The organism is Undibacterium sp. GW821-FHT11H02 (assembly GCF_058808015.1).
The window spans coordinates 61,410-80,551 of sequence record NZ_JBXARG010000012.1; the positions used below are offsets into that span (position 1 = coordinate 61,410).

Here is a 19,142-nt window from a genome sequence, read left to right on the forward strand (position 1 = left end):
GGTGTTTATGATCTTATCATTTGTGACATCGCGATTCATCATTGGTTCTGTATCTCTGTAGTGTTTCTATGAGTGGTAAAGGTGCAAGGATACTTTTGTGGCAGTGCTTCCCAAGGATTGTAGTTAGCTATTGTGACAAGTTTATGACAAGAAAATCACCAAATTTGAAATATTTCATAGACGCGTGATTTGCGTCATAATCCTGTCATATTTGCCTTGTACAGTTCGATTCGTGTTGTTTTAGGCCAGTGATTCGTTCGAGCGACAAGATCAATGTGCTGGCACCGACATACAGGATTCTTTCCCAATTAAACGAGGTAAATATGCAATTTAATCGTATTGTTAAGTCTTTAGTGATTGCAGCGAGTGCTGTGATGGCCTTTTCATCTGTGCATGCTGCTGAAGTGACTGGCGCTGGCGCGACTTTCCCTTACCCAATTTATGCAAAATGGGCAGATGCTTACAAAAAAGCAACGGGAAATACTATCAACTATCAATCCATCGGTTCTGGTGGTGGTATTAAACAAATCAAAGCAAAGACGGTAGATTTCGGCGCGACAGATGCGCCATTGAAGGGAGAAGAGCTGAATGCTGATGGCATGATGCAATTTCCAGCAGTGATTGGTGGAGTTGTACCCGTAGTGAATCTGGAAGGCATAACTCCAGGTCAGTTGAAAATGACTGGTGAAGTTTTGGCAAAAATCTACATGGGTACGATAACTAAGTGGAATGCGGCAGAAATCGCTGCAATCAACCCAGGCGTGAAATTGCCAGCGGAAGACATTACTGTTGTACATCGTTCTGACGGTTCTGGTACGACATTTATCTGGACTGATTACTTGTCTAAAGTAAGCCCAGAATTTAAATCGACTGTGAGTTCTGGTACGGCAGTGAAATGGCCTGTTGGCTTAGGTGGTAAGGGCAATGAAGGCGTGGCAGCGAACGTACAGCGTATTAAAGGTTCAATTGGTTACGTTGAGTATGCTTATGTTAAACGTAACAAAATGATCCATACTCAAGTCAAGAACTTGGACGGTCAATTCGTACAACCTGATGATGCTAACTTTAAAGCTGCAGCTTCTGGTGCAGACTGGGCAAAAACTCCAGGTATGGGCGTGATTTTGACAAACCAGGCTGGTAAAGCGGCTTGGCCTATCAGCGGTGCCACTTTCATTTTGTTGCATAAAGTGCCGGCGAACGCTGCAAATACGCAAGAAGTTGTTAAGTTTTTTGACTGGGCATTTACAAACGGCGCAGCGATGGCAACGGAATTGGAATATGTTCCATTGCCAGCGGATGTTGTTAAACTGATTCAAGCTAGCTGGAAAGCGAATTTGAAAGACGCAGCAGGTAAAGCTTTGTATTAATCAAGTCTCGTAGTTCAAGAAAAATAGACATCCCAACTTTTGTTGGGATGTCTGCACATAAAGCCATTAAAAATGTCTACTCCAGCGATGAATTCTTCATTCTCAGTCAGTGGGATTGAAAAACAGGAAGTCAGTCAAGTGATGACAAATACGCCAATAACTCAGCATGGCTCGGCTATGCGCAAACAGAAGATGCAAGATTTTCTGTTTCATAAACTCACCTTTAGTTTTGCGCTATTGGTTTTGGTGGTGTTGGTGGGTATCGTCGTATCGTTGTTTCTCGGCGCCCTACCTGCAATGAAAGAATTTGGATTTGCCTTTATCACGACGATAGAGTGGGATCCGATTAACGATAAATACGGTGGCTTGATTGCTATCTTCGGAACTTTGGTAACTTCGGCGATTGCGCTGTTGATCGCATTTCCGATAAGTTTTGGTATCGCTTTATTTTTGACCGAAATTTGCCCAACTTGGCTAAAGCGCCCCTTGGGTACAGCGGTGGAGTTATTGGCAGGTGTTCCCAGTATCATTTATGGTATGTGGGGGCTATTTATTTTTGCACCGTTTTTTAGCGCATGGGGGCAGCCACTACTCGCGAATACTTTAGGTAAATTGCCTGTAATAGGTGTTTTGTTTTCAGGTTCTATGATTGGTATTGGCGTACTGACGGCAGGCATTGTTCTTGGCATTATGATTATTCCATTTATCGCTTCTGTGATGCGTGATGTGTTTGAGATCGTACCTCCTGTGTTGAAAGAATCCGCATATGGATTGGGGTGTACCCGTTGGGAAGTCGTTCGCAAAATCGTATTGCCTTACACCAGAGCTGGTGTGATCGGTGGTGTCATGCTCGGCTTAGGACGCGCACTCGGTGAAACGATGGCGATTACTTTCGTGATCGGGAATGCGCACAAATTGCATTGGTCGTTGTTCGGTGGTGGTAATAGTATCGCCTCTAGCTTGGCAAATGAATTTGCGGAAGCAGAATCCGAATTGCACGTGGCGTCTTTATTTTTGCTTGGGTTGATTTTGTTTGTGATTACGTTTGTGGTGTTGGCATCAGCAAAGTTACTGTTGTTGAGCATGACAAGAAGAGAAGGTGTGAAATGACTTTAGCCACAAATAGTGAAGCATTAAATCCTGTCTATAAGTCGCGCTTGCTGAAACACAGGATTGGGATTTTATTCTCAACAGCTGCGATGGCCTTGGGTGTTTTCTTTTTGATGTGGATCTTGGCCACCTTAGTTTTTAAGGGGGTAGGTTCATTGGATTGGGCTGTATTTACGCAAACCACGCCACCGCCTGGCGAAGAGGGCGGTGGATTGGCCAATGCGATATTAGGTAGCCTTATGATGGTTGGTGTCGCAACCTTGATCAGTACGCCAATTGGAATTTTGGCGGGAATCTATCTCGCCGAATACGGAGAAAAAAACTGGTTCAGTGATGTAACTCGTTTCGTGACCGACATTATGCTGTCCGCACCTTCTGTCGTGATTGGTCTGTTTGTGTATGCGGTCTATGTTGCAAAGATTAATCATTTCTCTGGTTGGGCTGGATCATTTGCTATTTCATTGATTGCGATCCCAGTGGTGGTAAGAACGACTGACAACATGCTGGGATTAGTTCCGACTAGTTTGCGTGAGGCCGCGTTTGCGCTCGGTGCTCCGCGGTGGAAAGTCGCTCTATTCATTCGTGTTAAAGCGGTAAAGGCAGGAATTTTGACTGGCGTATTGCTAGCGGTAGCTCGTATCTCAGGCGAAACAGCACCATTACTTTTCACTGCCTTGAACAACCAGTTCATTAATACCGACATGAATAAGCCGATGGCGAACCTGCCGGTGGTGATCTACAATTTTGCTATGAGTCCTTACGAAAATTGGCGTGGTCTAGCTTGGACAGGCGCGTTGTTGGTGACCTTCAGCGTATTGGCATTAAATATTCTGTCACGTACTGTATTCGCACAAAAAGTGCATAAATAATTTAGAGCTTAAGATCATGATTCCAATTACAAAACCAGTGGCCGCTGAGCCGAAAGCCTGTATCGAAACCAAAGATCTCAATTTTTTCTATGGATCTAACCGTAGCCTGCAGAATGTAAATTTAAAGGTCTACGACAAAAAAGTTACTGCGTTTATCGGACCTTCTGGATGTGGTAAGTCGACTTTGTTGCGTACTTTTAACCGTATGTATGATTTGTATCCTGGTCAAAAGGCGGAAGGAGAAATCATCTACAACGGCCGTAATATTTTATCTCCAGGACAAGACATTAATTTATTGCGTGCTAAGGTCGGCATGGTGTTTCAAAAGCCAACACCGTTTCCTATGTCGGTGTATGACAACATCGCGTTTGGTGTGCGTTTGTATGAAAAACTGTCCAAAGGCGAGATGGATGAACGGGTGGAATGGTCGTTGAAGAAGGCCGCACTTTGGAATGAAGTGAAAGATAAGCTCAATAGCAGCGGTTTAAGCTTGTCCGGCGGTCAACAACAGCGTTTGTGTATCGCGCGCGGTGTCTCGGTCAAACCAGAAGTATTGTTGTTAGATGAGCCGACCTCAGCACTTGATCCGATTTCTACCGTCAAAATTGAAGAATTAATCAATGAGCTGAAAGAAGATTATACGATCGCTATCGTTACCCACAATATGCAACAGGCGGCACGTTGTTCTGATTTTACTGCGTATATGTATTTGGGTGAATTGGTGGAGTTTGGCGAGACCGATAATATTTTTATGAACCCCGTGCGCAAAGAGACTCAAGACTACATTACCGGTCGATTTGGTTAGTTTTTTGGCTCTGCATGCGCTATCAGTCACTCAAATTTGACGCAGATTATCTATACGAATTCAGGAGTAAGTAATGACAGGCGAACATTCATCATCGCAATATAACCACGATTTAGAAGCAATCCGTTCTCAGGTATTGACCATGGGCGGTTTGGTTGAAACACATTTTCAAGATGCGATGACGTGCTACCGTACCGGTAATGAAACGCATGCAGCGAGTGTCGTAAAGTCGGACGAAGAAGTCAATCGTCAGGAAGTGATGTTGGACGATATGTGCAGTCACTTGATTGTAAAACGTCAACCGGCCGCAAATGATTTACGCACCGTGATGGCTACCGGCAAGGTCATTACGGATCTGGAACGCATAGGTGACGAATCGACGAAGATTGCACGTATCGCACAGAGTATGCTGAGCAAAAATCGTAGCAACCCTATGTTTAGTGGCTATGAAACTGTGCGCGTATTGGCAAACAATGTAGAACAAATGTTGCATCAATCCTTAGACGCATTTGCTCGTCTGGATGACGCGAAGGCAGTGCAATTGATCGCCTTTGACGATACCATCGATAATGACTTTCGCTCAATTATGCGCAATCTCATTACCTTCATGATGGAAGATCCAAGCACGATTTCTACCGCCTTGGATGCCTTATGGGTAGCGAAAGCGATAGAGCGTATCGGTGATCACGCAAAAAATATTGCGGAACACACTATCTATATCGTTGAAGGTCGCGACATCCGTCATTCTGATTATGTAGCGAATGAATTGAAAAATATTAATCAAGAATAGTCGCAAGAATAATCGTAAAGAAATTAAAAATAATGTCAGCTGATAAAACAACGATATTGATAGTAGAAGATGAACCTGCCATTAGTGAATTAGTCAGTTTTACTTTGCGTGCAGCAGGATGGAATACCGTGGCAGTCGGTAACACAGCGCAAGCTTGGGATTTTTTGCAGCATCGTACACCGCAATTGATTTTATTGGATTGGATGCTGCCGGATCAAAGTGGTTTAAGACTTTTGTCGAGGATTCGTTCCGACCGGAATTTTAATGAAATGCCAGTGATTATGCTCACCGCCAAAAGTATGGAGGAAGACAAAATTTCTGGACTGGATCACGGTGCGGATGACTATATTACGAAGCCATTTTCTCCACGTGAGCTGACGGCTCGTATCAAAGCGATGCTGCGCCGTAAGAGTCCCGAACATGCGCAAACTAGCTTGGAAATTGGTAAAGTTCATCTCGATCCTGTGAGCTGCACAGTGCGCATTGATGATAAGAAAATCGATATCGGTCATGCAGAATATAAGTTGTTGAAATTCTTTATGGCGCATCCTGAGCGCGTTTTTTCACGCAGCCAGTTGCTCGATAAAGTCTGGGGCGATCATGTTGTGATTGAAGAGCGCACGGTTGATGTACATGTGCTGCGTTTGCGAAAAGTCTTGAAAGAGGCCGAAGGCTTGATTAAAACCATACGTAGTGTTGGTTACATGCTTTCAGAAAAATAGTAATACTTTGCTCTATCAATCGAGGTAAATCAGGAATTTCAGCCTCATTTGCTTCGATCTATAGATGCATCCCCTATAGTAGCTTCATAGCGTACTTCTTCCCTATTCGATACCATCACTTTTACTCACACTCAAGTTGACAATGCACCCACATTTGGTTTTTTGGATTTCTGCCGCATTACGTATCGCGATCGTGCTCGGCGCTGCAGCGACTTGCGGCTATTTTTTTGGCACTATCACAGGGCTGATCTTGGCTTTGCTCGGTATGCTTACCCTGATCGTGGTTCAGTTGCAGTATTTACTCAATTTGTCTGATTGGTTGGACAACCCAAACAGTGCGCGTTTACCCGATGGCTGGGGTGCCTGGACGGAAATATTTTCCCGTCTGTATAAATTGCGTCGCGGTGACGAAAAAAATCAAACGGAATTAGCAGAATGGCTGGCTCGCTTTCGTCAGGCGATGACTTTATTGCCGGACGGCGTGGTGATCATGGATGATGTGATGTTCTTGGAGTGGTGCAATCCGATTGCTGAGCGCGATCTCGGTTTGGATTTGAAACGTGATAAGGGCATGCGTGTGACGAATCTGGTACGTGCGCCTGAGTTTATTGATTACATTATTTTGGGGCGCTATGACACACCTTTAGTACTATCGGTACGCGACAGAAAACTGATCGTTCACGTGATCCCCTTTGAAAATCGACGTCAAATTTTGGTCACGCATGATATTACTGAATCAGAACGCATCGATATGATGCGTCGCGATTTTATTGCAAATGCTTCGCACGAATTACGTACGCCTTTAACCGTGATTAATGGTTTCTTAGAGATCGCATCCATGCAACCGGATTTGGAAGTATCGATACGCTCTTCACACGTCAAATTAATGGTAGAGCAGGGCGAACGCATGCAGCGTCTGGTTGAAGATATGTTGACCTTGAGTCGCTTGGAGTCCACCGAGTTTCAGGTGCGCTCAGAGCGCATCGACATGGACATGATGCTGCGCCATATTTTGCAAGAAGCGCAAGCGCTTTCTGCAGGTAAACATCAAATTACTTTGGAGTTTGATGGCCCTGACATCATGGGTAGCAGTGATGAGATTCGTAGTGCTATCAGCAATCTGGTCACCAATGCCGTGCGTTATACGCCGGAACATGGCGAGATTAAAATGATCTGGAAAACCGTATCGCAGGGGCCTAAATTAATCGTCCAAGACAATGGGATAGGGATCAATCAAGAACATATTTCGCGTCTGACCGAACGCTTTTATCGTGTCGATAAAAGTCGTTCACGAGAAACGCAAGGCACAGGGCTCGGTCTAGCAATCGTGAAACATGTCTTGATACGTCACGATGCGCAATTACTGATCGAATCGAATTTAGGTGAGGGGAGTAAATTTTGCGTACAGTTTCCTAAATCAGTTATTGCAGCTCAATAGCATTCTTTTCGTTCTGATGTGCAAACGAACGGAAATATAACTTGAATGAAGGTGACTTGGCGCCACGCCAAAGCTGTCACCAATATGTCTTTAAAGTGTCTATAAAGTTCCTACTTTGTCTCTTAAATCAGGCCTAAATTTAAGTAAAATTGCAATCTGCCTTGATTTGCCCGAATTTACTCACGGAATTGATTGAAGTCAGAATCTAGCCCTTATACAATCACGGGCAAGGAGAATGGCTATGTTTCGAGTAATGTTGGTGGAAGATGATGAGCGCTTAGCGGCGTTGGTGACAGAGTATTTGCAAGCCTATGAATTTTCTGTCGATCTGGTTACGCGCGGTGATTTGGCTTTGGCGCATTTTAAAGCGAGTTCGCCGGACGTGGTGGTGTTAGATTTAATGTTGCCAGGTATGGATGGGATGGTCGTTTCCAGACAAATTCGCGAGCTTAGCAGGGTCCCCATTCTGATTTTAACTGCGCGCGAAGATTCCTATGATGAAGTGTCTGCTCTGGAGCAGGGCGCCGATGACTTTGTGAGTAAGCCGGTACAGCCGCGCATCCTGTTAGCGCGCTTGCGCGCCCTGGTACGACGTATTCCTGATCGTGAAGCGGTAAGCAATACCGTGGATCAAGATGCCCTGCAGTTTGGTGCATTACATATTTCTCGTAGCGACCGTGTTGTGCAATGGAAGCAGCAGGTTATTGACTTATCAAATACGGAATTTAAGCTCTTGATGGTCTTGGTTGAAGCTCCGGGTAAGGTGCTATCACGCGACGATATTTTGAAGAAAATGCGTGGTATCGAATTCGATGGTTTAGATCGCAGTATCGATAATCTGATCTCGCGCTTACGTCGTCGTTTTGACGATCAAAATTCCGAAAAAATAAAGACGGTGTGGGGTGAAGGGTATTTGTTTTCACCGTCAGCATGGGAATAGTGCAAGCCGGGAAATAACCCGGCTTATTCGATTAAGGCAAGAATCGCCAAAGGGCTGGTACGTGTGTGTATCTGCCCTTTTTCAATTTGTGGCGATGATTGCTTATGAGCCGCTGTATTAGTAGCAGCACCAAAAATAACATTAGTGGTTTTGAAAATCGCAGCGGTGTCGTTCCAAGCCGCGCTGTTATCTAAGCTGGGCAGTGTTGAGTTTTGAGTCAGATACTTAAATTCTACCTGTGCCGCATTGTCTTTCTTTGCAAATACAAATCGTACTCCTACGCAGCGCTTTCCCCGATTAGCTCCGCTATCGACATAGGATTGATACGCTAGTGTTTGTTCGCACGCAGCGCGTAGATCAGCAATTTCGTAAATGCCATCAGTGCGTAAATTGATGCTAGTTCGAAAATAAAAAGCGGTTTGTCCATTTTTTTGATTCACAACGAGTTCTGCGTTATCGTCATAAGCGGCTTTCAATAAAGGCAAAGTCGTGCGGCCTAGCGGATCTAGTGGCAAATCGAGATGCGTAGTTTTGCCGAGAATATGGACGCGCAAACTGTCGATAGGTATATTTTTGTCTTTGGGCAGGACTTGCAGTTGTAACTGAATCAGATTTTTTGCTTTGCCATATTTTTCAAACCACAGCATCGTTTTGTACGCATCGCGATAACTCATCCAATCCGCATCACGCGCACGCAAGCCATCGTCAGCCGATTGCGCTACAGCAATCTGTACGCTAGACAGTATGAAGACAGCAATGAGGGCGTTACGAAGATTCACGTTGATTTAGGTTTAAAAATTAAAATAGAGATAATATTTATCGATCAGAAACGATAGGCGATGGCACTAGACACTGTCATATTGGTCTTGCGTTCTACTAATGGGCTCATACGACTGCTTCCGACTATTTGACTAAGACTAACTTTGGAGGTAACTAGCCATGAAGAGCTCAGGCTCCAATTCCAAAAAATGTCTGCGTGTATGTCTTTGATTCCGGCGCGTGGATAAAAACCTTTATTCGTGCCATCCAAGACGTAGGCTCTAGAGATAGTGTCGACGCTAATCATTTCATTTGTTTGGGCATCCCAGATCGTACTGGTGAAGGTGACGGTGTCGAGTGTTGTCTGGCTCTTATTTACCCCAAAATAACTTTGGGCATAGGCACGATTGACTATCGCCACGCCCATGCCGAGCGAAAATTGGTGATGTGCTGGTAGGTTTTTGAATTGGTATCGCAAATCGCTTTTCAAACGTATGCCTCGTTGATTATTGCCGGCACCTAAAAATAGGGTATTCGTTTGTCTTAGATTGCTAGTGATCTGGTAGTTGTAAAAGCCACCGTAAAGTAAACGCGTAGGGATTTTTTCTAAGCCTGCCAATTTATTGCCAAACATTTTTAGTGCGGCGGTATCTGAAAGGTCTCCGCCCAGATCGCTGGGAAAAGAATTAGGTGTTTGAATACTATCCGATATGCCAGATGAAGTGCGATTTGGTTCCAGGCTAATAATCGGTCCAAATTCATGTTTGGGTTGATTTGATAAATGCCAGCCAGCGCTCATACCAGCAAGAAAAACGCCATTACTCCATTGCATTTGCATGACAGGTATGAAGTGAGCTTTAGTGTGGGCGGCACCTTCGTAAACTGGACGTGACATTACCCCTAAGCCGAGATACATATCATGGCTACCATCAGGCATCAGATTCTGCGCCGGTGTCTGAGCCTGGCTAATGTTGCTAAAAACCAGACTAGCCAGGAAAAAGGTAAACAGTTTCTTCATTATTGATTCTCTCGATTGCTTAAATGCCGTTTGCTTGTAAAGCCTTACATAGTTCGCCATTTTACAATCGAGGAATAGTTAAGAGTTTGTAGAAATAAAAAAACTACAGTTAAACGAGAATACTTTGCAGTTCTGCTGCAACTTCGCTACGCGGAATTTCAATTACGGCGAGTCTGGTCGCTAAGATGCTAGCCGTGCTCGAGTTTGTAGATAGTTGGCGCATTCTATTTTCTTGGGTTTTTGTTCTGGGTAATCGTCGATCTACAGTTTGTTATGAGGTTAAGCCGGTAGCGTATTAGCACAACTGATACCGAATCTTAGTGAAATCAGGGCTTGGATTCCTCCTCAAAGTGAAGCAAATTTGTCCTCAATTTGTACAGAAGCTTAGTTGAACAGGCAAATGAATTAAGTGTGGAAGCCAAAAGCACATCAATTTTATGCCCTCATCTCTAACTATCTTATAAAATAGGCAGCAAGGAGACTTCTATCGTGTCGCAAATTCAAGATCAAACGTGGGTATGGCAAAGCAGAAAAAAACGGTGACATACTGATGAATCGCCTATTTCTACGATTTCTCGGTCCCGTTTTGCTTTCTATCGCGGTTGCAACCGCGTTGGTCTATGCAGTCGTGACCTGGATTTTCGGTAATCCAATTGAACAAAGTGCTTTACGTCAGGCCGCACCACAGATTTTCTTGATCGAGCAATACATAGACAAGGCAGCTAGCGATGGATGGTTGGCGCGTTTGAACAAAGTGCGTGAAGTATCGCAAGTGAAGTTCGAATTAATCCCTTTGAATCAAGCCTTAGAAAAGCTCACTCAGAGTCAGCGCCAGCAACTCTCCGCCGGCAAGATCGTGATGGACGCGGCGAATAGCGCACTTTATCGAAGGGTGGATTTGAATGGCGAACGTTATATAGGGAGCGAAGACGATGTCTTGCAAGTGCAGGAATTGCCTATCGACTACTGGTTCAATATCAAATTGGAAATCGTTCGTTATATCATCGTTGCTTTTGTATTGTTGATCCCGATTGGGTTTTGGTCGCGCGCCCATTGGCGCGACATTCAGGCTCTGGCAAAAGTGACGGAAGATTTTGGTGCGGGTCGATTGACAGCGCGTGCCAGTACACCAGCGCGTGCCAGTATTTATCCCTTGGCGCAGCAAATCAACCAGATGGCGAACCGGATTGAGACCTTACTAAGTTCGCAGCAGCAGTTACTGCATTCGGTTTCTCATGAATTGCGCACCCCTATTGCCCGCTTGGAGTTCGCTTTGGAGATTTTGCAAGACAGCTTGATTTCATTGGATGCAGACGGCAAGCAGAATCAAAGAATCATCGCCATGCAAGCTGACCTGAGCGAACTAAATAGTCTCGTGTCTGAGCTCTTGAATATGGCCAAACTTGACGCGCAAGGACAATTGCAAAAAGACGTGGTGCTAGTCGACGAGTTTGTTCAAAACTGCTTACAACACTTACCGCCGAAACCTGAAGAACTTGATTTGCAGGTGGAAATTCAGAATCAAGATAAGCAATATTTTGCGGATCAGCGTTTGCTGTCGCGTGCGATACAAAATCTTTTAAAGAACGCCTACAAGTATGCAGATAAAAAAATCATCTGGTGTATGAAAGTGCAAGGGGAACACTGGCTGATTAGTGTTGAGGATGACGGCGCTGGGATTCCCGAATCAGAACGAGAAAAAATATTTGAAGCTTTTTATCGTCTGGATCGTAGCCGAGATCGTGCCACTGGCGGCTTTGGATTAGGTTTATCTATTGTGCGACAAATTGTAATCTTGCATGGAGGTCGCATCAGTATTCGTGAATCGAAGTTAGGTGGCGCCAAGTTTGAAATTAGTTTGCCGATGGGGAATTGAGTCGATACGAAGAAGCAAGTGAATACGTATCTGAATACAAAATTACGCAGATACGTATAGGCTAATTTATTTTTATACTGGCATAGTGTGTTGCTGTAACCAGTTCAATGCATCGCCTCGCACACGAGGTGACAAGCGTTGTAAAACCATTTGATGATAATCATTAAGCCAAGCCAATTCGTCGTCGCGCATGATAGAAAGTTCTAGACAGCGAGTATCAATCGGGCACAGCGTTAAGGTTTCAAATTTCAAATAGTCGCCAAATTCTGTGCTCTCAGCAGGCACGCATAGTAGCAAGTTTTCGATACGAACACCCCATTTGCCCGGGCGATAAATGCCAGGTTCATTCGAGGTGATCATGCCGACTTCCATCACCATATCGCTATTCGGGATAGCACCTGAAATGGATTGCGGGCCTTCATGTACATTCAGAAAATAACCAACACCGTGGCCAGTACCGTGACCATAGTTAATGCCTTCGGCCCAAATCGGTGCACGGGCTATCGCGTCTAATACGGTGGAATAGGTGCCATATGGGAACTTCATACGCGACAAGGCAATCATGCCTTTCAAAACCAGGGTGAAATCGCGCTTTTGTTCAGTAGTCGGTGTGCCTACAGGCACGACGCGTGTAATATCCGTGGTGCCGTTTAAGTATTGTCCGCCCGAGTCTATCAACAATAATCCATTGCCTTGAATGCTCGCGTGCGACTGTGGGGTGGCGCGATAATGCGGCATCGCGCCATTTCCGTTGAAGCCTGCAATCGTGCCGAAACTCGGTGAAATAAAATGTGGCTGACGTGCACGTGCTGCGCAGATTTTTTCATCTATCGTCAATTCCGTGATCGCTTCTTTATTTTGCACTTGTTCATACCAAGCGAAGAATTCACACAAAGCAGCGCCATCTTGTTCCATCGCCTCCCGCACAAACTGGGCTTCCTCAGGCGTTTTACGCGATTTTGCGTAGACCGAAGGATTGAGCGCTTCAACCACTTTGACAGAGGAAGGAATCGCTTGTTGAAAACCAAAAGTAATACGACGCGGATCGATCAACAAGCTGTCGGTAGTAGGTAATGTTTGTAATCCTTGTTTCGCATTTTCATACGGTTGCAGCGCCACGCCGTCATGCTTCAAGCGTGCAACAAGTTCTTGCGGTACTTTGCTCATTGGCACAAACAAAGTCGCACTCTCCAAACCGATCAAGGCATGCGAGACCAAAACCGGGTTGTAGTTAACATCGGCGCCACGCAAGTTGAAGATCCATGCGATATCATCAACCGTAGAAACAAAATGCCAGTTCGTTGCATTGGCACGCATCTGTTCGCGGATTGCAGCAAGTTTTTGAGCGCGGCTAACTGTCGCGAATGGAAGCGTGTGTTCATACACCGTCGCACTTGGTAATTCTGGTCTATCAGTCCAGACAACATCTAGCAAATCAAGGTCAGTTTTTAATACGATGTCTTTAGCGGCAAGTGCAGATTGCAATGCGCGAGCACTCGCGAGGCTTAGGATGTTGCCATCAACGCCCAGCACCGCTTTTGCAGTTAAATGTTGAGCCAGCCAGTCTATGTGTGCGGATGCTGCGGCCGACTGAATTTTCATCATGGAGATTCCACTACCTGCTAATTCAATCTCAGCTTGCGACCAATAACGGCTATCGACCCATAAGCCGGCGAAATCTTGCGTCACGATCAAAGTCGCCACGGAACCAGTAAAACCAGAAAATACTTCGCGCCCTTGCCATCTCGTTGGCAAGTATTCGGATAAGTGCGGATCGGCGGATGGAATCAGATAGGCGTCATAGCCATGCGTTGTCATCGCGCTACGCAATTGAGCCAGACGCTGTGGGATAGTGGTGGTCATTTTTTGAGTCTCTTCAATGGATTTAGGCGTAGCTCGATTATTTCTCGGACGGACGAAGGCTAAGCAGGCAGTTTTTAACGAATTAGTAAAGCATTCGCTTTCCTCTGCGCTGAAGGCTTGGTTTTTATTCTTATTCATGAGACCGAATAGTCACAAAAGTTCAGCGTAAAAAACGACGCATTACATGGGGTGTCGGTTCATTCGGATTGGCATGTACGTATTCTAACTCGGGAGCCAATTCAAATTCATAAGCCGCATAGAGATCGACCAGTCGTGGTTGATCGGTGCGTACACCCAAACGCAATTCTTCTACGCCCGACGTCTGAGCATGGTGAATTACGGCTTCGAGTAAGTGCTGCGATAGCGCTTCGCCGCGAAATGCAGGCAAGATTCCCATGCGACGCATTTCCCAAGTTGTGCCATCTTCATCTATCGGCAACCATCTTACTGAGCCTGCGGGCTCGTCGTTGACTAGTAATACAAAACCACCACCTTGCAGTAGTTCTTGTTCTACTTTTTCGCTCGATTCCTGGTGCCCTGAAGACGCCGATGCAACTTTACCTGCCCAACAATTACGTGTCAGGTGCGCCAACAAAGGCGCATCTTCTACATTGGCTTCACGAATGACAACGTCCATGTTTGTGATGAATAATTTGCTAGTTTAACGTACGCGCATACCCGGCTCAGCACCTGGCCAAGCTTCTAAAATATACAAACCTGGATTTGCTTTTTCGTCGGCGGCCGATGCTGCTAACACCATGCCTTCAGACAGTCCAAATTTCATCTTACGTGGCGCCAGGTTAGCGACCATGACAGTGAATTTGCCGATTAATTGCTCAGGCTGATAAGCCGATTTGATGCCGGAAAAGACGTTGCGTGTTTTGCCTTCGCCGACATCTAAAGTTAAACGCAACAATTTGTCTGAACCTTCAACGTGCTCACAATTTACAATCTTGGCGATACGCAAATCGATCTTGGCGAAATCATCGATTTTAATTTCAGGTGCTAATTCTTCAATCGCGCCACTGGCCACTCCCTCACCTTCAAGGGGAGTGCTAGGGAGGGTATGGGATTCAGTCGATGTTTTTACGACTTCGTTTGCAGGTGCCACCGGCGCATCAAATAATTGATCAAAAATCTTAGGATCAACACGCTGCATCAAATGCACATAGGGGTTGATCTTATGTTGATCTGGAATTGCTGTTGCAACGCTGGCCCAATTTACAGGCGCGATATTCAATTGTGCTTCTACCTGACTTGCTAAATGTGGCAAAACAGGTTTTAAGAATATGGTCAAAATACGGAAAGCTTCTAATAAGCGACTACAAACTTCCTGCAGTTTGGCATCATTTTCTGGCTGCTTTGCCAGTTCCCACGGTTTGTTCGCATCGACATAAGCATTAATGATGTCGGCCTGCTCCATGATGGCGCGTAAGGCTTTGCCGAATTCGCGCGCTTCATACAATGCCTGAATGTCGCCTGAAACTTTGCGTAAATTTTGTATAAAAGCATCGTCGTCGCTTGCCCACGCGGTATTGACTACGCCATCAAAACGTTTAGTAATAAAACCTGCCGCACGACTCGCGATGTTGATGTATTTACCGATTAAATCTGAATTTACACGTGCCACGAAATCATCGGGATTCATATCCAGATCTTCCACTTTGGCATTGAGCTTGGCAGCGAAGTAGTAACGCAGCCATTCCGGATTCATGCCGATTTCCAGATAGCGCAGAGGGGAAATGCCAGTACCGCGCGACTTTGACATTTTTTCGCCAGAGACGGTGACGAAACCGTGCGCATACACATTGTCAGGTGTCTTGTAGCCTGCAAATTTCAACATTGCCGGCCAAAATAAAGTATGGAAATAGGTAATATCTTTGCCGATAAAATGGATTTGCTCGGTGCTAGCATCCGCCATAAAGGCATCGAAATCACGTCCAATTTTGCCGAAGTAATTTTTCAAAGATGCCAAATAACCGACCGGCGCATCTAGCCATACATAGAAGTATTTACCTGGTTGGTCGGGAATCTCAATACCAAAGTAAGGTGCATCACGACTGATATCCCAATCGCCTAAACCGCCGTCGCCTTCCAGCCATTCCTTACATTTGTTGGCAACTTCGGATTGCAAACGATTATCTTGCAAAGCCCAGCCGCGTAAAAATTCTACACATTGTGGGTCAGATAGTTTAAAGAAAAAATGCTCTGAGGATTTCATAACTGGTGTTGCTCCAGTCAGCACAGAGTAGGGATTCTTGACTTCGGTTGGCGCATACACGGCAGAACAAACTTCACAAGAGTCGCCATACTGATCCTTGGCGCCGCACTTAGGACATTCGCCTTTGATATAGCGATCAGGCAAAAACATGTTTTTTACCGGATCGTAAAACTGTTCTATGGTCTTGCTGGTGATAAAACCTGCTGCTTTTAATTTGCGATAGATGTCTTGTGACAATTCGTGATTTTCTGGGCCATCGGTGGAGTGCCAGTTGTCGAATTCAATATGAAAGCCATCTAAGTATTGCTTACGTCCAGCCGCGATTTGCCCCACAAACTCTTGCGGTGTCAGGCCTGCTTTTTCTGCCGCAATCATAATCGGCGCACCGTGCGCATCGTCCGCACCCACAAAATGTACGTCATTGCCAGACATTCGCTGATGACGTACCCATATATCGGCTTGGATGTACTCCATGATGTGACCGAGGTGGAAAGGCGCATTGGCGTAAGGAAGGGCGGTAGTGACGAACAACTGGCGGGTCATAATGAATGCTTGCTTTAATTGAATGTGGCGGTTAATAGGTAAACCTATATTTTAACAGCGAACTGAGCCTAAAGCTTGGAAATCAGCGTAGCACTACGCTCTCAATGTGAGCACTTTGACCGGTATTCTTTTCATTGCTTGGCGAAAAAGACCGGGATGGATAAAGGCCGGTAAAAAGTCGGCAATTATCGGGTAATCAGCAAGGCTATCTTCAGTTAGCTTTAAAAATTACGTTAGACTGTCGGAAATTGAATGGAGAGTCACATGTCACCAGCACATCTAACGGTTGCCGAACAAATTGAACAAATTAAAGCTGTCTTAGCAACAGTCATCGATCCCAACACGCAAAAAGACTTTATTTCAACCAAGTCAGTTAAGAATATTCAGATCAATGGCGCGATCGCCAGTATGGATATCGAACTGGCATATCCAGCGAAAAGTCAGTTGAACTTGATCGCCGATTTGGTGAAGAGTGCTCTGCAATGGCGTACAGAATTGGAACTAAAGGAATTTCAAGTCAATGTCACAACGAAGATCGTTGCACACGCGGTACAGCGCGGTATCAAAATTATGCCGAATGTAAAAAACATTATCGCTGTCGCATCCGGTAAAGGTGGGGTGGGAAAATCTACTACGGCTGTGAATCTGGCTTTAGCCTTAGCAGCGGAAGGTGCCTCAGTGGGCCTTTTAGATGCGGACATTTACGGCCCTTCGCAACCTATGATGATGGGAATTTCGGCGCGTCCAGAATCTTTGGATGGTAAAACCATGGAGCCTTTGCAAAACTATGGCGTGCAAGTGTCGTCGATAGGTTTCATGATAGATCCAGACTCACCTATGGTGTGGCGCGGACCTATGGTGACTCAGGCTTTGCAGCAATTGCTGGAGCAAACCAATTGGCGTGATCTTGATTACCTGATTGTTGATATGCCGCCTGGTACGGGTGATATCCAGTTGACTTTGTCGCAAAAAGTACCTGTGACGGGAGCGGTGATTGTCACCACGCCGCAAGATATTGCCTTGCTTGATGCGCGTAAGGGATTGAAAATGTTTGAAAAAGTCGGTATTCCTATCCTGGGTATTGTTGAAAACATGAGTACTCATGTTTGCTCGAATTGCGGTCACGCAGAAGCCATCTTCGGCGCGGGTGGAGGCGAGAAAATGTGTGCGGAATATGGCGTTGATTTCTTAGGTGGACTGCCTTTGACGATGGCAATTCGTGAGCAAGCCGATTCGGGTAAGCCTACTGTCGTTGCTGACCCTGATGGGCCAATCGCACAAATTTATAAGCAGATTGCGCGCAAGCTAGCGATTAAAGTCGCCGATAAAGCAAAAGACATGAGCAGTAAATTTCCGACTATTACGGTGCAAAATACCTAGTCTGGCCAGCTATGATGCAGAGCAAAGATCTCCATTACATGCTTCTGGCGCTGGAACTTGCTTCTCGCGCTAACATTCTGACTTCGCCTAATCCCAAAGTGGGTTGTGTGATAGTCAAAAATGATGTGATTTTGGGGCAGGGCTGGACACAAGCCGTTGGGCAAGCGCATGCTGAAGTGATGGCATTGCGTGATGCCGTCAGCTTAGGTAATGACACGCGCGGTGCCACAGCCTACGTGACTCTTGAACCCTGTAGCCATTATGGGCGGACACCGCCATGTGCGAACGCCTTGATTGAAGCTGGCATAGCACGTGTGGTCGCTGCAATCGGAGATGCCAATCCGCAAGTGGCAGGTCGTGGATTTTCTATGTTGCAAGCGGCTGGGATAGTGGTGGCGCACGGCTTGCTGGCAAATGAGGCGCGAGAAATGAATCTGGGTTTCTTTAAACGCATGGAGACAGGCAGGCCTTGGGTGCGTCTAAAGATGGCAGCCAGTCTGGACGGCTATACTGCCTTGCCGAATGGGCGGAGTCAGTGGATTACCGGCACTGAGGCGAGAGTAGATGGTCATCATTGGCGGGCTAAATCTGATGCGATTTTAACGGGAATCGGAACGGTTTTAGCCGATGATCCGCAAATGAATGTGCGTTTGTCTGAGCAAGAAGTCTTGCGTCAGCCGCATAAATTTGTGCTTGACTCTCATTTGCGAACCCCCGTTTCTGCCAAATTGTTGCAAGGCGCTTCTGCGACTATTGTCCATGCCAGTCATCAACCTGAAGCCGAAGAAAGCTTGCGGCAGGTGGGGGCAAGTTTATTGTATTTACCTGTTAAAGATAACTCGCAAACGCAAGTGGATCTTGCTGCGCTGATGTCAGTAATGGGGGAGCAGCAAATCAATGACTTGCATGTTGAGGCCGGTGCAAAATTGAGTGGCGCTCTGACCGCTGCCAATTGTGTTGATGAATTATTGTTGTATTTGGCACCTAAATTATTAGGCTCAGGTGCTGGTATGTTTGCTTTGCCGGAATTGCGGGATTTGAATCAAGCACGAGAATTGAGTTTGCATGAAGTTAAACAATTAAGTGATAACACGATCAGAGTGGTGGCGCGTTTTGCTTAATCTACACGCTGAACTCTTACTAATTCGCCAAACAAAAAAGCCTCATTGATTTCTCAACGAGGCTTCTTATTTTGGTCGGAGTACAAGGATTCGAACCTTGGACCCCCTGGTCCCAAACCAGGTGCGCTACCGGGCTGCGCTACACTCCGAAAACTGCTCAGCTAATTCAAATACGTAAATTTAAATTATGCGAATATTTTGTGAAACTAAAAAGGATCGTCGATTTCTCAACGATCCTTTAAATTTGGTCGGAGTACAAGGATTCGAACCTTGGACCCCCTGGTCCCAAACCAGGTGCGCTACCGGGCTGCGCTACACTC

General features: G+C 45.7%; 16 protein-coding genes and 2 tRNA genes. 11 read left to right on the top strand and 7 right to left on the bottom strand.

Annotation, left to right across the window (positions count from 1 at the left end; all coding sequences use genetic code 11):
• Positions 1 to 323: 323 nt before the first annotated feature.
• The 8 genes from pstS to AC1RR2_RS13180 all read left to right on the top strand — a co-directional run bounded on the left by pstS (position 324) and on the right by AC1RR2_RS13180 (position 8,041).
• On the top strand, positions 324 to 1,367 hold the full coding sequence (gene pstS / locus AC1RR2_RS13145) for a phosphate ABC transporter substrate-binding protein PstS (protein WP_493222715.1): 1,044 nt from the start codon (positions 324 to 326) through the stop codon (positions 1,365 to 1,367).
• Between the two features lie 141 nt (positions 1,368 to 1,508).
• A complete protein-coding gene (pstC, locus tag AC1RR2_RS13150; protein ID WP_493222810.1) occupies positions 1,509 to 2,477 on the top strand; it encodes a phosphate ABC transporter permease subunit PstC in 969 nt (322 codons plus the stop codon).
• On the top strand, positions 2,474 to 3,346 hold the full coding sequence (gene pstA / locus AC1RR2_RS13155) for a phosphate ABC transporter permease PstA (protein ID WP_493222716.1): 873 nt from the start codon (positions 2,474 to 2,476) through the stop codon (positions 3,344 to 3,346). Before pstC ends, pstA begins: the two co-directional genes overlap by 4 nt.
• A 16-nt stretch (positions 3,347 to 3,362) precedes the next feature.
• A complete protein-coding gene (pstB, locus tag AC1RR2_RS13160; RefSeq protein WP_493222717.1) occupies positions 3,363 to 4,151 on the top strand; it encodes a phosphate ABC transporter ATP-binding protein PstB in 789 nt (262 codons plus the stop codon).
• Positions 4,152 to 4,224: 73 nt separating this feature from the next.
• On the top strand, positions 4,225 to 4,941 hold the full coding sequence (phoU, locus tag AC1RR2_RS13165; RefSeq protein WP_493222718.1) for a phosphate signaling complex protein PhoU: 717 nt from the start codon (positions 4,225 to 4,227) through the stop codon (positions 4,939 to 4,941).
• Positions 4,942 to 4,973: 32 nt separating this feature from the next.
• Positions 4,974 to 5,663 carry a phosphate regulon transcriptional regulator PhoB gene (phoB, locus tag AC1RR2_RS13170; RefSeq protein WP_315487187.1) on the top strand — a complete coding sequence of 230 codons (690 nt, stop codon included), beginning with the start codon at positions 4,974 to 4,976 and terminating at the stop codon, positions 5,661 to 5,663.
• A gap of 142 nt (positions 5,664 to 5,805) precedes the next feature.
• Complete coding sequence (gene phoR, locus AC1RR2_RS13175; protein WP_493222719.1) at positions 5,806 to 7,101, top strand: phosphate regulon sensor histidine kinase PhoR; 1,296 nt, start codon at positions 5,806 to 5,808, stop codon at positions 7,099 to 7,101.
• A gap of 241 nt (positions 7,102 to 7,342) precedes the next feature.
• On the top strand, positions 7,343 to 8,041 hold the full coding sequence (locus tag AC1RR2_RS13180) for a response regulator (RefSeq protein WP_493222720.1): 699 nt from the start codon (positions 7,343 to 7,345) through the stop codon (positions 8,039 to 8,041).
• Between the two features lie 23 nt (positions 8,042 to 8,064).
• Here AC1RR2_RS13180 and AC1RR2_RS13185 read toward each other — a convergent pair whose 3' ends face one another.
• Both AC1RR2_RS13185 and AC1RR2_RS13190 read right to left on the bottom strand, forming a co-directional pair.
• On the bottom strand, positions 8,065 to 8,820 hold the full coding sequence (locus AC1RR2_RS13185; protein ID WP_493222721.1) for a hypothetical protein: 756 nt from the start codon (positions 8,818 to 8,820) through the stop codon (positions 8,065 to 8,067).
• A 44-nt stretch (positions 8,821 to 8,864) separates the two neighbouring features.
• A complete protein-coding gene (locus AC1RR2_RS13190) occupies positions 8,865 to 9,818 on the bottom strand; it encodes a MipA/OmpV family protein (RefSeq protein WP_493222722.1) in 954 nt (317 codons plus the stop codon).
• Positions 9,819 to 10,368: 550 nt separating this feature from the next.
• On the opposite strand from AC1RR2_RS13190, the gene AC1RR2_RS13195 reads away from it, so the two are divergent.
• Positions 10,369 to 11,694, top strand: a complete 1,326-nt coding sequence (locus tag AC1RR2_RS13195; protein WP_493222723.1) for an ATP-binding protein — start codon at positions 10,369 to 10,371, stop codon at positions 11,692 to 11,694.
• Between the two features lie 72 nt (positions 11,695 to 11,766).
• On the opposite strand, the gene AC1RR2_RS13200 is transcribed toward AC1RR2_RS13195, so the two are convergent.
• The 3 genes from AC1RR2_RS13200 to metG all read right to left on the bottom strand — a co-directional run bounded on the left by AC1RR2_RS13200 (position 11,767) and on the right by metG (position 16,321).
• The gene (locus tag AC1RR2_RS13200; protein ID WP_493222724.1) at positions 11,767 to 13,557 is read right to left on the bottom strand and encodes an aminopeptidase P family protein; all 1,791 of its coding nucleotides are present in this window, start codon (positions 13,555 to 13,557) and stop codon (positions 11,767 to 11,769) included.
• Positions 13,558 to 13,717: 160 nt separating this feature from the next.
• Positions 13,718 to 14,194, bottom strand: coding sequence for a GNAT family N-acetyltransferase (locus tag AC1RR2_RS13205; protein ID WP_493222725.1), 477 nt, complete (start codon positions 14,192 to 14,194; stop codon positions 13,718 to 13,720).
• A gap of 24 nt (positions 14,195 to 14,218) precedes the next feature.
• The gene (gene metG / locus AC1RR2_RS13210) at positions 14,219 to 16,321 is read right to left on the bottom strand and encodes a methionine--tRNA ligase (protein ID WP_493222726.1); all 2,103 of its coding nucleotides are present in this window, start codon (positions 16,319 to 16,321) and stop codon (positions 14,219 to 14,221) included.
• A 264-nt stretch (positions 16,322 to 16,585) separates the two neighbouring features.
• Between metG and apbC the strand changes: the two genes are divergently transcribed.
• Both apbC and ribD read left to right on the top strand, forming a co-directional pair.
• Positions 16,586 to 17,701, top strand: coding sequence for an iron-sulfur cluster carrier protein ApbC (apbC, locus tag AC1RR2_RS13215; protein WP_493222727.1), 1,116 nt, complete (start codon positions 16,586 to 16,588; stop codon positions 17,699 to 17,701).
• 11 nt (positions 17,702 to 17,712) lie between these two features.
• Entirely contained in the window at positions 17,713 to 18,822 is a 1,110-nt protein-coding gene (ribD, locus tag AC1RR2_RS13220) for a bifunctional diaminohydroxyphosphoribosylaminopyrimidine deaminase/5-amino-6-(5-phosphoribosylamino)uracil reductase RibD (RefSeq protein ID WP_493222728.1), read from the top strand.
• Between the two features lie 72 nt (positions 18,823 to 18,894).
• Here the strand turns inward: ribD and AC1RR2_RS13225 are convergent.
• Positions 18,895 to 18,971 (bottom strand) — tRNA-Pro (locus AC1RR2_RS13225).
• Between the two features lie 96 nt (positions 18,972 to 19,067).
• Positions 19,068 to 19,142 (bottom strand) — tRNA-Pro (locus AC1RR2_RS13230).

What these genes read in the sequence shown, in the direction of transcription:
- phoR (WP_493222719.1), top strand. Translation starts at nt 5,806, where the DNA reads ATGCACCCACATTTGGTTTTTTGGATTTCTGCCGCATTACGTATCGCG.
- AC1RR2_RS13190 (WP_493222722.1), bottom strand. Translation starts at nt 9,818, where the DNA reads ATGAAGAAACTGTTTACCTTTTTCCTGGCTAGTCTGGTTTTTAGCAAC.
- phoU (WP_493222718.1), top strand. Translation starts at nt 4,225, where the DNA reads ATGACAGGCGAACATTCATCATCGCAATATAACCACGATTTAGAAGCA.
- phoB (WP_315487187.1), top strand. Translation starts at nt 4,974, where the DNA reads ATGTCAGCTGATAAAACAACGATATTGATAGTAGAAGATGAACCTGCC.
- AC1RR2_RS13195 (WP_493222723.1), top strand. Translation starts at nt 10,369, where the DNA reads ATGAATCGCCTATTTCTACGATTTCTCGGTCCCGTTTTGCTTTCTATC.
- AC1RR2_RS13205 (WP_493222725.1), bottom strand. Translation starts at nt 14,194, where the DNA reads ATGGACGTTGTCATTCGTGAAGCCAATGTAGAAGATGCGCCTTTGTTG.
- ribD (WP_493222728.1), top strand. Translation starts at nt 17,713, where the DNA reads ATGATGCAGAGCAAAGATCTCCATTACATGCTTCTGGCGCTGGAACTT.
- pstC (WP_493222810.1), top strand. Translation starts at nt 1,509, where the DNA reads ATGACAAATACGCCAATAACTCAGCATGGCTCGGCTATGCGCAAACAG.
- pstB (WP_493222717.1), top strand. Translation starts at nt 3,363, where the DNA reads ATGATTCCAATTACAAAACCAGTGGCCGCTGAGCCGAAAGCCTGTATC.
- AC1RR2_RS13200 (WP_493222724.1), bottom strand. Translation starts at nt 13,557, where the DNA reads ATGACCACCACTATCCCACAGCGTCTGGCTCAATTGCGTAGCGCGATG.
- metG (WP_493222726.1), bottom strand. Translation starts at nt 16,321, where the DNA reads ATGACCCGCCAGTTGTTCGTCACTACCGCCCTTCCTTACGCCAATGCG.
- pstS (WP_493222715.1), top strand. Translation starts at nt 324, where the DNA reads ATGCAATTTAATCGTATTGTTAAGTCTTTAGTGATTGCAGCGAGTGCT.
- apbC (WP_493222727.1), top strand. Translation starts at nt 16,586, where the DNA reads ATGTCACCAGCACATCTAACGGTTGCCGAACAAATTGAACAAATTAAA.
- AC1RR2_RS13180 (WP_493222720.1), top strand. Translation starts at nt 7,343, where the DNA reads ATGTTTCGAGTAATGTTGGTGGAAGATGATGAGCGCTTAGCGGCGTTG.
- pstA (WP_493222716.1), top strand. Translation starts at nt 2,474, where the DNA reads ATGACTTTAGCCACAAATAGTGAAGCATTAAATCCTGTCTATAAGTCG.